Source organism: Candidatus Koribacter versatilis Ellin345 (genome assembly GCF_000014005.1).
GTDB classification, from domain to species: domain Bacteria; phylum Acidobacteriota; class Terriglobia; order Terriglobales; family Acidobacteriaceae; genus Korobacter; species Korobacter versatilis_A.
The window spans coordinates 2,265,108-2,279,640 of sequence record NC_008009.1 but is presented as its reverse complement, the minus strand read 5'-3'; the positions used below and the strand labels follow the sequence as shown (position 1 = coordinate 2,279,640).

The 14,533-nt window shown below is 58.2% G+C and carries 11 protein-coding genes and 1 tRNA gene; 6 read left to right on the top strand and 6 right to left on the bottom strand.

Annotated elements, in window-relative coordinates; all coding sequences use genetic code 11:
• Nucleotides 1-109: 109 nt before the first annotated feature.
• Entirely contained in the window at nucleotides 110-3,361 is a 3,252-nt protein-coding gene (locus ACID345_RS09730; RefSeq protein ID WP_011522701.1) for a sialidase family protein, read from the bottom strand.
• A 492-nt stretch (nucleotides 3,362-3,853) separates the two neighbouring features.
• On the opposite strand from ACID345_RS09730, the gene ACID345_RS09725 reads away from it, so the two are divergent.
• Nucleotides 3,854-3,930: transfer RNA gene (locus ACID345_RS09725), tRNA-Arg, on the top strand.
• Nucleotides 3,931-4,101: 171 nt separating this feature from the next.
• Here ACID345_RS09725 and ACID345_RS09720 read toward each other — a convergent pair.
• Complete coding sequence (locus ACID345_RS09720; RefSeq protein WP_011522700.1) at nucleotides 4,102-5,187, bottom strand: TIGR03118 family protein; 1,086 nt, start codon at nucleotides 5,185-5,187, stop codon at nucleotides 4,102-4,104.
• A gap of 239 nt (nucleotides 5,188-5,426) precedes the next feature.
• Here ACID345_RS09720 and ACID345_RS09715 point away from each other — a divergent pair, with 239 nt between their 5' ends.
• Both ACID345_RS09715 and ACID345_RS09710 read left to right on the top strand, forming a co-directional pair.
• The gene (locus ACID345_RS09715; protein ID WP_011522699.1) at nucleotides 5,427-5,882 is read left to right on the top strand and encodes a DUF2141 domain-containing protein; all 456 of its coding nucleotides are present in this window, start codon (nucleotides 5,427-5,429) and stop codon (nucleotides 5,880-5,882) included.
• 147 nt (nucleotides 5,883-6,029) lie between these two features.
• Nucleotides 6,030-6,299 (top strand): hypothetical protein, encoded by a 270-nt coding sequence (locus ACID345_RS09710; RefSeq protein WP_148210067.1) that lies wholly within the window; start codon nucleotides 6,030-6,032, stop codon nucleotides 6,297-6,299.
• A gap of 61 nt (nucleotides 6,300-6,360) precedes the next feature.
• Here the strand turns inward: ACID345_RS09710 and ACID345_RS09705 are convergent, their stop codons facing one another.
• The 3 genes from ACID345_RS09705 to ACID345_RS09695 form a co-directional block, all read right to left on the bottom strand.
• Nucleotides 6,361-6,561 carry a cold-shock protein gene (locus ACID345_RS09705; protein ID WP_011522697.1) on the bottom strand — a complete coding sequence of 67 codons (201 nt, stop codon included), beginning with the start codon at nucleotides 6,559-6,561 and terminating at the stop codon, nucleotides 6,361-6,363.
• Nucleotides 6,562-7,015: 454 nt separating this feature from the next.
• Nucleotides 7,016-8,263, bottom strand: coding sequence for a hypothetical protein (locus ACID345_RS09700; protein WP_011522696.1), 1,248 nt, complete (start codon nucleotides 8,261-8,263; stop codon nucleotides 7,016-7,018).
• An 84-nt stretch (nucleotides 8,264-8,347) separates the two neighbouring features.
• The gene (locus ACID345_RS09695) at nucleotides 8,348-9,061 is read right to left on the bottom strand and encodes a hypothetical protein (RefSeq protein ID WP_011522695.1); all 714 of its coding nucleotides are present in this window, start codon (nucleotides 9,059-9,061) and stop codon (nucleotides 8,348-8,350) included.
• A gap of 534 nt (nucleotides 9,062-9,595) precedes the next feature.
• On the opposite strand from ACID345_RS09695, the gene ACID345_RS09690 reads away from it, so the two are divergent.
• Nucleotides 9,596-9,937, top strand: a complete 342-nt coding sequence (locus ACID345_RS09690; RefSeq protein WP_041855581.1) for a PadR family transcriptional regulator — start codon at nucleotides 9,596-9,598, stop codon at nucleotides 9,935-9,937.
• Nucleotides 9,934-12,585: an ABC transporter permease gene (locus tag ACID345_RS09685; RefSeq protein WP_011522693.1), complete on the top strand. Its 2,652-nt coding sequence runs from the start codon at nucleotides 9,934-9,936 to the stop codon at nucleotides 12,583-12,585. Before ACID345_RS09690 ends, ACID345_RS09685 begins: the two co-directional genes overlap by 4 nt.
• Here ACID345_RS09685 and ACID345_RS09680 read toward each other — a convergent pair whose 3' ends face one another.
• Nucleotides 12,586-13,566: a hypothetical protein gene (locus tag ACID345_RS09680; protein WP_011522692.1), complete on the bottom strand. Its 981-nt coding sequence runs from the start codon at nucleotides 13,564-13,566 to the stop codon at nucleotides 12,586-12,588. It abuts the gene before it with no gap.
• Nucleotides 13,567-13,755: 189 nt separating this feature from the next.
• Between ACID345_RS09680 and ACID345_RS27210 the strand changes: the two genes are divergently transcribed.
• Entirely contained in the window at nucleotides 13,756-14,520 is a 765-nt protein-coding gene (locus tag ACID345_RS27210; RefSeq protein ID WP_011522691.1) for a DUF4190 domain-containing protein, read from the top strand.
• Nucleotides 14,521-14,533: the final 13 nt, after the last annotated feature.

Genomic DNA, 14,533 nt, shown 5'->3' with positions numbered 1-14,533 from the left:
TCTAATGCAAATAGTGACAGGCCGCGGGCAGAAAATTGATGTGAAGATTTCGTGAAAAATAAAACGCCGGAGGCGTTTGCCCCCGGCGTTCGTGGTTAGCTTTTCGCAACTACTGCGCTTTGTAGGTGTAGGCGTTGGAGTGCCACACCCCGCCGATCAACGAGTACAGGGTGACGTACACGGTGGATCCGTTGGTTGGAAGATTCGTGACACTGGCAGAAGTTGAGGTGGTGTTGATGAAGTCGAGGTTGTGCGCGCCCGCCGTCGTACCAATGTACAGCGAGTACGATGTCACGCCCGAACCAGTTGTCCAATTGAAGGTGACACTGGCGCCGGGCAAGGTGCTGCCGGGCGTCGGGGTGGACATGGTTGCGGCCGTGCCCGAACCGGAAGCGACGTAGGTGTATGGGTGCGAGAGCCAGGTCTTCCCGTTCAGCGAGTAGAGCGTGACGTAGAACGTCCCGCCGTTCGTCGGCAGATTGCTGAAGCTGGCTGACGTGTTGCTCGTGTTCAGGAAATCGATGTCGTGCAGGCCGGCTTTCGTACCGATGTAGAGCGAGTACGAGTTGATGCCGGTGCCCTTGGTCCAGGTGAAGGTCTGGCTGGCGCTGCTCAACTTCGTGCCGGGCGTAGGTGTACTCATCGTCGCGGCTGCGCCGGTGCCGGAGGCGTAGTAGGAGTACGCGTTGTAGTACCACTTCCCTCCGATGTACGAGTACAAGCTGACGAAGAACTTCTCGCCGTTGGTTGGGAGCGTGTTGACGGTCGCCGAGAGCGAAGTCGTGCTGACAAAAGCGATGTCATGCGCGCCCGAGGTGTTTCCGATATAGAGCGAGTACTGCGTCGCTCCCGTGCCTGCGCTCCAGTTGAAGGTAGCGCTCGCGCCGGTCATCGTCGCGCCGTTCGCCGGGCTGGTCATGGCGGCAGGCGTTACGGTGGAGGTGGGCACTGAGAGGTCCCATGTGCTGCGGCCATGGGTAGCAGCGCGCAATGTGCGGGAGCTTTCGTGCAGTTTCAGTCCGACGACCGCGACGTTCGGCAAGCCAGTTCCTGAGGTGGACCAAGTCGTGCCGTTGTTGGTGCTGGTGAAGACGCCGACGTCGGTCGCGACATAGAAGGTGTTGGCAAGATCGGGATCGATGACGATGTCGTTGGCGGGCGTGTTCGGCAGATTGCCGCTCATGTCGGTGCAAGCGCTAGTCGTCGTGAGGCATTTGAAGACGTGGCCCTTGGTGTCGCCGTTAAAGCCGCTGAAACCGGAGACCGTGACGTAAGCGATGGTGGCAGTGTGCGGATCGGCTTGAACCATGCTGACAAAGCGCCCTGGGAGTCCGGTGAAAGCTGTCCAACTAGCGCCGGAATTGATTGAGAATTGCGCCGCGCCAGTACTGTCACCGACGAAGAAGTACGCACCGTTCACCGCGCTGACGGCAATCGTTGAGAGATAGCCGCTTGTGAGAGCGGAAGCATTTACGTACGACCAAGTTGGGAACGGGCTTGGCTGCGAAGAGTTGACCATCTTGTAGAGGTGATCGGTCCCGTAATACAGGGTGGTTGAGCTTTTGGGATCCATGATCATCGGTGGGATGAACGCGACATTCTCGAAATTGTTGATGCCCGTGCCGAGGCTGGCCCAACTGCCGCCCCCGTCGAGCGAGCGAATGACACCCTCAAAATTCGCTGAGGTGCAACCGGCGTAGAGATTATTGGCGGTCGTTGGATCGATCGCCGCCCAAGCGCCGTCACCGCAGGTGACGACCGTCCACTGCAGCGAGCCGGTGTAGAGTTGGGCGCCATTGTCCTGCGTCCCGTTGAGCGCGGTGTTTTTGCTGCCTTTGTAGATCGCGAGGCCGGGGTAGAACTCGGTGATCGCAAGATTAGTGTTGAGATCGGTCCACGCCATGGTGGCACTGTTGGTTGGCGTACCGCGCCAGAGGCCGCCATCTTCACCGATGTACAGTGTGTTGCCGTCTGCAGAAAAGGCGAAGGCGTGGAAATCCGGGTGCATGGTCACGCTGTTGGTGCCAGGGTTCGGGGTAGACCAGGTCGCGGTAGCGCCATTGGTGGCGTTGAGACTGACGTAAACTCCGCCGTTGCCCGCGCCATAGTTGAAATTTCCGCCAGCGTAGAGAGTGCCGGGATGAGTCGGGTGGACGGCAAGTGGCATGTCGTACCAACACTGCGGACCGCAGAAATCGTTGGTGGTGCCAACCGCATTCAGAGGTGACTTAAGCGGATTCCAATGTCCGCCGCTGTCAGTGGTGAAGTACATTCCGTAGAGGCCGCTGGTGTTGTAATCGCTGACGGAAACATACATTGTCGCCGGCGTTGAAGGAGATACGGCGAGGGTGAAGCGACCTGCTGTTGTGGTGCCATCCGGCAATGCCTGTCCAGAGACGCCATTCGCGGGGCCCCATGTAGCACCACTGTCGCTTGAAACGTACACGCCGACTGGCACACTAGAAGCACCGAAGACGTTGCTGACGGCGGCGTATGCCTTAGTCTTGCTGACCCAAACAACCGACGTCACGTGCGAATAGAGCTGTGCAGTCGTCGGGAATACACGTGCCCAGGTTGTGCCGCCATCCGTGGAGCGCCAGACACCAGAACTAGCGTTGCTGGAGAATTCTGAGCCAGCGAGAACGATAGGCGTTCCCGAAGAAACTCCTGGCTGGACGGCGATCGCGCCGATGAAGCTGCCGCCGTAATAGGAACCGGATCCGATCGGGCCTCCGAAATAGGAGGCGCCCAGCATTGTCCAGGTCGAGCCACCGTTCGTGGACTTGAGCACTCCGCCGCCGTAGTAGGAGTCGCCACTGAAGTTCTCTTCGCCGGTGCCGGCATAGATGATGCTGTGATTGTTTGGATCAATCGCGATCGAACCGATAGCAAGCGTAGGCTGGCTGTCGCTCTGCGCGGTCCAGGTTGAGCCGTTGTCGCTGCTCTTCCAGATACCGCCTTCCGCACCGCCGATGTAGAGCACGGTGCTCGCGCCGGAAGTCGTCTGGTCCACCGCAACTGCGGTGATGCGACCCGAGGTCACGCCGTAGCCGCCCTGGTTCGACGGCTTGGGACCAATCATGGTCCAGGGATTCAGCGTGTTGGTTTTGCCACCAGCAGGAGCGTTGGCGCGAACCGCTTCTTCATCGATGCGCATTTGCGTGGCTTCGCCAAAGGCGCGGCGATGGGCGCCGGCGGGCGTGACCTTGAACGGATAGGCGCGCTGACCGTAGAACCACTGCTGACGCTGCTGCGGGGTGGCTTCGGTATCTTCGTGCTCCACGTCCGCAATCGGTTCCTGTGGATAGCCAGCGGCAACGAACATGAGAGACGCGAAAACTGCGCAAATGAGCTTTTTCATGATTGTTTCCTACTAGTGGGGGTAGGGAGAGAGAGTACCCCGATTCCTGCGGCGAAGCAATCGGATTTGGCGCTTATCGGACGCACCCTAACCAACTTTTTGTGCATTTGGGATGAGTGCACGTTTGGGAAATCGAGCTGATTGCTCCGGTTCTATCGTGTTCTGCGCGGGGTACCCCCTCCCCCTCTGAAAATTGCAAATTCTTCAAAACGCGAGACTTAGTCAACCTATCGTCCGCAAATTCTTCCATCCAAAAGAGTTAGAGGCAAAATCTTCTAAACAAAGGAGTTGTATGGATCGTGAACGGTTCGCTGGCGTACGTATGCTGCGATTTGTCAAAGAGCGAAATTGCGTTTGGGAATGCCCCAGTGGGACATGTTAATTCTCGTCGTGTCGCGAAAAATGTGATCGTGGGCACGGGTGCGCGTGAGATGGATCACACCGGCGTACAGAAGGTAGCGATTTGCGATAATGGGTTGGTTCGATCCAGATGGCCCTGTAGCTCAGATGGATAGAGCAGCGGTTTCCTAAACCGTTGGTCGGCAGTTCGACTCTGCCCAGGGCCTCCAGTTCTCTTGTTTAATCCACAAAGTGCAGCGTGATTGATCGGGGTCCTTCGACTTCGCGGCTGCGCCGCTTCGCTCAGGATGACAGGGGCTCACTTAGAACCTTAGAAACAGCGGAGCCGGACACCTCCGATCCTGTCCGGCTCCGCTTTGCGACTATTCGGTGTTGCCACGCTATTCGGTATTGCCGCGCTGTTCGGTGCCTACGGCGCTTAGTTTGCCTAGGATGCCGTCGCCCTCGTCGTTCGGTCCCGCGGTGAAGTAGAGGTCGTTGGCGTTGCCGGCTTTGGAGCCGTTGCCGAAGCTCAGTGCCCAGAGTCCGTCAATGGCGATCGGAGCACCGGAGGCATCGAGCAATTGGCCCTGGAACTTGCCAGTGATGGGATCAAAGACATTGATCTTGCCGTCGCCGAAGTTGCCGATGAGGAGGCGATGGCTGAAGGCGCCGAAATCGGCTGGCGTCGCAGCGATGCCCCAGGGAGCGTTCAAGAATTTGCCGTGCTGCAAGCGCTGGATGAGATTGCCGTAGACGTCGAAGATGTCCACGTATCCCACTCCGGGGCCGTGATCTTCATCGTGGCTTCCCTCTTCGCGGTGCGCGAACGTGACAACCAGATTGCCGCCGACGTTCTGGACATTGAAGGGAACGAAATCGTCCCGAAGGCGTTCATCGCGGAAGGCATGATGATCGGTGGAAAGGCGATGGAAGCTGCCGTCGAAGATTTCGATGCGACCGCTCTTGAAATTCGTCGCGTAAAAACGTGGGCCCCATGCGGTCTGGGCAATCGCGCAGCCTTTGTAGATGGCGCTCTTGGAGCGATCTACTGCGATGATCGCGTTGGTCAAGTTCACCGTGGGGTTCCATCCCGAGATGGTGCCGTCTTCGGTAACGAAGAGAAAGACCGCCGGCTTACCACCCACGGCGAACGAGGTGGTGTAGTTGTATACGGTGCCGGTGGGTGTAGCGGGACTTGTGGAGCCTCCAGGAGGGGGAATCTTGACGACCAGCGATTGTGGAACGCCGGCGCCGTCATACAGGGTGGAAAGGCCAGTGCCGTTATCGGAGACCCACCAGGGGCTTCCGGACGAGCGCGAGAGGCCCCATGCGTTGACAAGGTTCGCGTCAATGTTTGGTGCGGTGGTGACGCTGGCGGCGTCGGTGGTGAGATCGGTGCGCGTGTAGTGCTGCGCATTGGCGGGGAGGGTGAGCACGGCAAGGGCTGCTGCAGCCCAGAGGAGTTGCCTGCGCGGATTGGACATTCGTTCACCTCGTGCTCGCGGATTGGGACAAACGTGGTAGCGAGCAGTGCGGGAATGACGTTAGCGAATTCCGACCAGACACCTTGTCATTGCGAGGTGAACAGTGGGTCACTTTGTGGTGTCAGGGAGTTGAATGGCAGGTTTCATTTGGGAGTACCGATTGATACCGATGGACGTTTTCCCGGCAGAAACTCAGGCTAGCAACATACAATGTCCCTTCTCTCCAGGGAGGTTTCCGCATGTTCTCAGTTTCGTGGCGGAGGTTGGCGTTCACGATCTTTGTAATGCTCACCGCTTCGTTTGCGGTGGCGCAGACGGCAGAGGCGACCAAATGCTGCACTCTAACCATCGTGGTGGAAGGCATGAGCAGCGATGAGGGCAATCTCGGCGTACTCGTGTTCAACGGCCCGAAGGGCTGGGCGGAGGACCGCCAGGCCGCACTCAAAGACATCGCCGTTCCCGCGGTGAAAGGCACCCAGACGCTCAAGATTCCGGACCTGCCTCCAGGCACGTATGCCGTGGCGCTGATTCACGACCTGAACAAGAACCACAAATTGGACAAGAATTTTGTGGGGTATCCCAAGGAGCAGTGGGGGATGTCGAACAATCCGCACGCGACATTGAAGGCGCCGCCGATCGAGAAATCACAATTCAAACTCGATAAGGACATGGATATCCACATCAAGCTGCAGTAGAACAGCGACACTGGAATTCCAGCCAACTCGAAGGTGCTGTTCTCGCTCTCATAGAGAATGGTACGAGCGACATTTCTGGTAGCTGAACCGAGGCCGCAGGAGGGCATTTCGGCACGCAAACTTGTGCTGGAGACGGCACTGTTTAACGTGATTACTGCTTACGACGGGCCCGGCGCCCTGGGGATGCTGGAGAAATTCCCTAACGTGGATGCGGTGATCATCCACTCCGGTTTAGGGGAGAGCGCCTATAAGAAACTGTTGCAGGCGGCGCAGAGTGGAAAGAAGCGGCTGATCTTCCTGATCTCGCCCAATGCTACGGCACGCGACGAGCGCGCGGATTTTCACTTATCGAGCCACGATCCGAAGGAACTGCTGGATATCGTGGTGGATCGGTTCCAACTGCCGGAGGATGCGTAAAAAGGGAAAAGCAGCCGGATTGCTCGCGGCTGCTATTCAGTACTAGGTTCGAACGAGAGGCTTAGAGAGCCTGAACGTTTTCTGCCTGCCAACCCTTGGGGCCCTTCACCACGTTGAACTGAACCGCCTGACCTTCCTGAAGACTACGGAAGCCCTGCGCCTGGATGGCGGTGTGATGGACGAATACGTCCTCACCGTTCTGACGGCTGATGAAGCCAAAACCCTTCGCATCGTTGAACCACTTCACTGTTCCTTGTTCCATTGAAACACTTCTCTCTTATGTTGATTTTACGTCGGATGTGTGTCGGGGTACTACGGGCAGGACTTGCTGTTCAGGCGAGATCTGCTGGTGGTGCCGAACGAATCAAACGCAAGAACATAATATCACGTTTCCGGAAATAGGTATTTCTGAAAGAGTAAACAGGGGAGGCTGTCGTAAGCCCATCGTTTCCCGATAAAGGAACATCCCTCTTTCCGGGACGGCGCCCACCAAAGTTCGCGTGATACTTGCGCCGCCCACCGACGCCCGGTGTTAGAACCAGTGTCAGGAGCAAGTTATGGAGCATTTGGGCTGGTTTTTTGCGGGCACGTCGATCGGACTTTTCATAGGTGTATTCGCAGTGTCTCTCGCCCGAGTGGCAGGAATGGCAAGCGAGCAGGAGTTCGCGGATGTGAAAGCGTCCGGCAGCCGGAAGCTGTTGCTAGTGCGGCGCTGACTATTGTTGCCCTGCCACGACCCGGGCCACCGCGAGCATGCTAATGGCCTGAGCGGAAGGGTCGGGCAATTTTTGGGCGCGCTGCAAGGCCGTGACCGGATTCACCTGCGCGGCAGCCTCATTGACCTCTTCCAAGACAGCTGGAGCGTTCACCGCATTGTCGGCGCGGTTTGACCACACTTCTTCCAGGGCCGCATACGCGATATCGAAGTAACGATCAGCCATTTTTGTGTTGCCTTCCGAACCGGTGGCGTAACCGTCGGCGGCGGCGGTTTTGGCCCGCAGCGTGGCCGGCATCTTGCGCAGGGCTTCCGTTTGATCGGTACCGGTGTTGTTCATGGCTTCGAGCACCGAAACGCTTTCCTCTTCCGGATGGGAGATTTGGCCCTGGCCTCCAGCGAGGTTGGCGGCCTGACGGGCCATTACGTCGGAGGCGAGTGCTTCTTCATACGCTTTCTGTCCGACCGTGTGCTTGAAGGAATCGGTGGTGATATTGATCGCGACGGTGCGTTCGCCGGAATCCGGAAGCTTGCCGAGCCAAATAAGAAGTTTGAGGCCAGTGCTTTTTGCGATGTCCGGGTTTAACTCAGGCGCCATGCGTTCGTACATCGCTGCATAGTTGGGAGCTTCCGAGGCGCTGGCTGCGGCATCGGCCGGAAGCGAAGAGAACATCTTCTCGAACGCGGATTGCGACCACGCGGACTTGGCCCCAACCCGCTCCATGAGAGCGAGGAGACCGCGAGGGGCGACGATTCCCTGGTTCAGAGCAGTTTCGAGTTTGCGCTGCGCGGGAACAAGCGCTTCCTTGGGACACTCGGAGATCGCGCCGATCAACGATTGCTCGGCTTGCACGACCGCGGTGGGGGAGATGCTCTCGGCAAATTGCGCCGCTGCTGGGCAATCTACGATTCCAGTGGCAAGCATGGAGACGGCGGGAGTTTGGCCTGAGTTGACCAATTCCGCTTCAATACGGATTCCCTCTTTCGCAAAGCGCTGGGCCATTTTGTGGTCAATCGGGCTGATCACGTTCGCGGCTGAATTCAATACCCGAAGACGGTCCTGGGGATCGGGTTGGGGCAGAGCCACGGCCGTCTGCACGACGTCGAGGACAAATTTCTTGCGGGGGGCCTCGCCTGCCTGCGGCTTGGTGTTCTTAGAATGCCTCACAGCCGGCGCTGGGGTTTGAGCTGACGCCAGGGCCTGCATAGCGAGCGCTACAGAGAACAAGATGTTCGCGAACTTCTTCACTACTTCACCAGCTTCGCTTAGGCATCGCAAAAGGGCGACAGCCCGCAGCCGTCGCCCTGTGCATGGGACTTTGAGATTGTACGTCTACCAGTACTTGAGTGTGACGTTTTCGAGCCACGCGTTGTAATCGGTCATGCTCTTGTTGCCGTCCATTTGGAAGGCGACGTTGAGTTCGCTCACGCTGCTCGCTTTGGGGGCGTAGATGCGATTGATGTAGTGCTTGCTTCCGTTGATGGTGACGGAGACGAACTTCACGTTATTGCCGCTCGTGCGTTGGAATTCGAGCGTGATGTGGTTCCACTTGTACGCCGCCGGCCTGGCGCACGAGATACCGGTGTGGATCCAGTGAGTGGCAGCGGACCAAACGTCGTAGGTGTGGGCGGCGATGTTGCATTGCGTACCGAAGACGAATTTCTTTCCGCCGACCGACTGGTTCACGTCGAACTCCAGTGCCTGCGATGCGCTGGGATTCTTAAGGTAGTAATCCACGTCGTACTGGAAATTGTGCGCGGTCGATGAGGCTCCGAGTTGCTTCCACCATAGCGCGGCGCCATAGGATGAGGAGCCTCCAACCGAGAATTGAGCGGATCTGGAACCTAAGGTTGGGCTGGTAATTCCTTGTGTCATGCTGTGGGGTATCGTGGCGCCGGCTCCGCCAGCTCCGGCGCAAACAGAGCATGATGCCCATCCCGACATCTTCTCGATATAGGTTTTAGTGGTGGCGGCAAAGCTGACGCTAACGAACAGGAACAGCAGACTGGCTACGATCGCGGCTCGGATGAGATTTCGTTTAACCATCGGGACTACAAACTCCAAGGGATTTTTGCTTTCTTCCGGTCGCTTGACTCTCCCGCCTGGCTTGGCGCGTCTCGGTATGACGGGGAGCGACTGCAACGCAAGATGGAATTTACGGAGGCATCTACTCTGCCTCAATGGAAAAACCTTAGCGTCGTAACTTTCTGAAAATGGGGTGTTAGTCGCGGATTAAGGTGTGGAGTGATACCGCGATCAACTCGGGTTCCAGAGCCCCTGCTGGGCGGCAGCTCGCAATTCGACAAAGGTGCATGAACGATTGGGTTTGCGAGCTCTGCGACCTATCAAAGACAAGTGAAAAAAGACCTTAGATTTCGCCGTGCACAAGTGCTGGGGACGGAGAGTCTCTGGTCACCCTAGTTCCGGGTAGCAGCTTGGAATCTCCGCGGGTTGTCTCATCTCGGGTTGGTTCTCTCGATTTTTGAGAGTGGGATAGAGGAATGGGATGAACTCCGGATGCTCCTATTGCGTACCCATAGGAGGTATGAAAGCATTCGTATGGCTTACCCAGAGGAGCAAATGGGCAAATCGGATGTGTGGCAAGGAACGCTGGCGTTGATGGTGTTGAAGACTCTGGAGGCGATGGGGCCGCAGCACGGCTACGGGATTGCTCGGCGCATTGAACAAACCAGCGGCGACATGCTCACGCTGAACTACGGCACGCTCTATCCGTCGCTCCTCAAGCTTGAGCAGGAAGGCGCGATCGTTTCGGAATGGGGCGTCTCGGAAAACAATCGTAAGGCGAAGTTTTACAAACTCACCCGCGCTGGAAGAAAACAGCTTGAGAGCGCGACTCGGGAATGGGAAGAGACGACCGCAATCGTTGCGCGCTTCCTGGCGCCGTCGGAGGAGAAGGCATGAAGGCTTTGCGAGCAATAGGCCAACGTTTCCTGGGCTTTTTCGGGCGGGAGAGGCGGGAACAAGAGTTCAATGACGAACTGGCGAGCCACGTCGAGATGCAAACGGACGACAACGTCCGCGCAGGAATGTCGCCGGAAGAGGCACGACGCCAGGCGATCCTGAAGCTTGGTGGGCTGGAACACACGCGGCAGGCGTATCGCGAGCGCGGATCGCTTCCCTTCCTCGAGAGCCTAGAGCAGGACCTGCGTTTTGCCGCACGCCAGTTTACGAAGAACCGGGCGTTTGCCGTGACTGCGTTGGTGGTGCTGTCGCTGGGAATCGGGGCGACCTCGGCGATCTTTGCGTTTGTGGATGCAGCGCTGATTCGACCATTACCATATCGCGATCCGAACCGGCTGGTATTCGTCACCGAAAAGACGAACCAGATTCCGAAGGCGAACCTCTCTTACCAGGACTACGAGGACTGGAAGAGCAAGAACGAAGTATTGAGCAGGTTCGACGTTTGGACGGGATCGGGCATATTGCTGAACGGTCCCTCCGGGCCGGAGGCCGTGAACGGCGTTGAGGCAACGCCGGGGATCTTCCGCACTCTCGGGGTAGAGCCGGCTCTCGGCCGAGACTTCCAAGACGGCGAGGACGATCCCAAGGCCGCGCCGGTGGTCATCTTGACCTACAAGGCATGGCAAAAGCGTTTCGGCGGCAGGCCCGACATCATTGGACAGACACTGAGAACGAGCGAGAAGGTGTACACCGTGATCGGAGTGCTGCCCGCGAGCTTCCAATTCGCCCCGCGCGGGAATGCGGAGCTCTGGATGCCGTTGCAACACACGCAGGGGTGCATGGCGCGGCGAAGCTGCCATGGACTCGTTGGGGTGGGCCGGTTGAAGGATGGCGTTTCCGTCGAGACGGCGCTGGCCAACTTCTCGGCGATCGCGCGGCAGTTGGAGATCGCCTATCCGGATTCGAATCGGGGGCAGCTCGCCTATGTGAGTTCGTTGTCAGAACAAATCGTGGGCGATGTGCGTCCGCTGCTCCTGTTACTGCTGGCTGGCGCGGCGCTGCTGCTGGTGATCGCCTGTGTCAACGTCTCGAGCCTGCTGTTGGTACGTTTTGAGAGCCGCCGTCGGGAGGTGGCAGTGCGGCGCGCAATGGGAGCATCGCACTGGCGCCTGATACGACAGTTCCTGACGGAAGGCGTTCTGCTGGTGACGGCGGCGTGCGTTGCGGGGCTCGCGCTGGCGCAGCTTGCGATTCAGATGCTCGTGCGTCTGCCCTCCAAAGAAATGCTGGAGGCAATGCCTTCGATGCAGGGACTCCGAGTGAACCTGCATGTTGCTGGGTTCGCGTTCGCAATTGGTGCAATGGCTGCGTGCATCTTTGCAGTCGCACCGTCGATCAGGCTGCCGTTGGCGGATGGGATTCGCAATGAGCTGGCTGAAGGCGGCCGATCCGGATCGAGCACTTTGTGGAGAAAATTCGCGTCGAACCTGGTGGTGCTGGAACTGGCGACAGCAGTCATTCTGTTGGCGAGTGCTGGTCTGCTGGGAAAGAGCTTCTACAAGCTCCTGCATGTGGATTTGGGATTTGCACCGGACCACTTGGCGATGGTGGACGTCGTGATTCCAGAGTCAGTCGCACCGAAGCCACCCGACCAGTCGGCACTCGCGAAGCGAGTCGTAGAACGAGTTGGAAGTGTGCTGGGGGTCGAACTGGGAAGCGTCACGAGCGTGGCGCCGGTGAATTACAACGGCAATACGACGTGGATCCGTCTTCCCGGCAAACCATACAACGGTGAACACAACGAAGTATTGCAGCGGGAAGTCAGCTCGAATTATTTCAAGATGCTGCGCGCGCAATTGGCGAGCGGACGATATTTCGAAGAAACCGACGATCTGAACCGACCCCTGGTAGCGATGATCAATGAAGCGTTGGCCCGCAAGTATTTCCCGGGAGAAGACCCTCTAGGGAAACAAATCGGCGACACGACACTTTCTCCTAAGTCTATGGTTCAGGTGGTTGGCGTGGTGAAGGACATGCGCGAGGGGCCGCTGGACGCAGAGATCTGGCCTGCGATTTATTATCCGATCACCCAGAATACGGATACGTTCTTCACGGTAATGGCACGCACTTCGCAGCGAGAAGAAGGCATCATCGCGGCGTTAGAGAAGGCGGTACGCGCGGAAGACCCGAGGATCGGCACGTTCAACGAACGCACGATGCAGCAGACGATCGAGACCTCGCCTACTGCTTACGTGCATCGGGCTGCGGCGTGGCTGGTGGGTGGATTTGCGTCCCTGGCGCTGCTGCTTGGCGTGGTCGGCCTCTACGGAGTGATTGCGTATTCGGTGAGCCAGAGAACGCGCGAAATCGGTGTACGCATGGCGCTGGGTGCACAACGCAGCTCCGTATACAGCATGGTGCTGAAGGAAGCCGGGTGGCTTACGGTCGCGGGTGTAGCCACAGGGTTGGCGGGCGCTGTCGGCGCAGCAACGATGATGCGTTCCCTGCTCTTCCAGGTGCGTGCCTGGGACGTGACAACCCTGCTGGGCGTAGCGGTGCTGCTCGCGACGGCAGCGCTGGTCGCGAGTTATTTGCCGGCGCGGAGGGCGGCGTCAGTGAATCCGGTGGAGGCGCTGAGAGCGGAATAGCTACGCGAAGAGTGCCCGCTGCGCCGCCCTAAGCTCTTCCACGATTACCTTCGAGGCTTCCAAAGCGCGCGCATGATCATTGGGCGGGAACGAGATCGCGCCGACGCGTGCGTGGCCGCCGCCTCCGTAACGCTCGCAGATCTTCGCAAGGTTGACCATCTTGTCTTCGGGCGTAGTCGTCCAAGGATTCGAGCCGACGGAAACCTTGGTGCGGAAGCTGCTCTTGCTCAGGCCGACGGAGTAGGTGCTCTCGGGGTGCAGGTAGTAGGGGACGAACTTGTTGTAGCCCTCGAGTTCGTAGCTTGTGACGTCGAAGAAGATGGTGCCGTCCTTGCACTCGCTCCGGTCGCGGATGATGTCGATGGACTTGCGGTGGCGTTCGAGGAGCGGTGGGATGCGCTCCGCGATGAACGGCAACTCGATGACCTTCTCCAGCGGCTCGTAGGCAAGGTGCGGGATGATCTTCGGCACGTAGCCGTCGTCCTGCGCTGACTCAATCACCATAGTCAGCTTCATCGCAGGCTCTTTCATCTCGACGGCGGTCTGGGCGTCGGAATAGAGAGCCCCGTCTACGATGTCGGCCCATTCGACAAGTTCAGAGACTTTGGAGACATCAAAGCCGAAGCGGGTTTCGGCGATGGTGGCGATGAACTTGGTACACGACTTGAAATCGGGGTCGTAGAACATCCTGCTGCTGGTGGAGTGCTCGAAGTGCTCGGCATCGGCCTCTGTCAGGAAGGCACTCTCATGATGATCGAACCACCAGTTAATTTTCGGCGAGGACGAGTACTTGAAATCCACAATGGCATTTTCGTCGCCGTCGAATTCGGATTCGTTGAACAAGGCCCCGGCGCGATGAACCAGCCCGCTGAATTGAAATTCGACGTTCTCGCGGATGCGCTCGCGGTAGAAGCGGCTGAACAGCGAGGCCGAACATGCCCCATCGAAACAACGGTCGTGGTAGAACACCCGAATTCTCAAGCCTGGTCCTTTATCGTCCGGTGGTATCTCATTCTAAGCGCCAGCGACTCGGCGCGAAGTGAGGCTTAGCAGATTCGTTCGATCGAGTACCGAAAAGCTAATAGGAATGACATCTCGGGACACCTTCTGTCAAGGAAACCAGAAGTTTATTGACCCTGCACTGCTCAACAGCTACATTCGCAGCAAGTTATGCACTGCAACGGATGCGGCTGTATTCTCCACGAGGGCGAACAGTTTTGTCCCGGCTGCGGGAGATCGGTAAACGCACCGGCGGCTCCTCCGCAACAGGCGGCTCCCATACTGCCGCCGATGTATGTTGTGGGCGCCCACCCTAGCGGCAAAGCTACCGCCAGCTTAGTCTGCGGCATTTTCTTCTTCCTATTCCCATTGCCGATTATCGCCGTCGTGCTCGGGCACATGGCGCTCTCGGAGATCAAGCGTAGCGCCGGTCACTTAATCGGCGAAGGACGAGCAATTGCAGGGCTCGTGCTGGGGTACTTCGGCCTGGTGAGCTTCCTTCCGATCATCCTGATCGTGGCGGCAATTGCGATTCCTAACCTTCTGAGATCGCGAATCGCGGCGAATGAAGCAAGCGCGATTATGTCTGTGCGATCCGTCAACTCGGCCCAACTCACCTATATGGCTGCGTATCCCAACGTGGGTTATGCGTGCGAGCTATACCAGCTGGGCGGGAGTTCTCAGAAGGCGACGTCCGTGGGCGCGGGGATGATCGACAACCTGCTCTCTTCCGGAACGAAGAGCGGCTACAGTTTTCGTATCGTCGGTTGCGGTGAGGACGGAACCCCGGCTGACAAATACGCGATCTACGCCACGCCATTGCAGGAAGGCACCACAGGGCAACGAACGTTCTGTAGCGACCAGGATGGGGTGATCAAGTTCGTGACACGTGGCAGCGGCGAAGCATGTACGGAGTATGGAACGCCCATTCAGTGACGGCCCCTCGGAG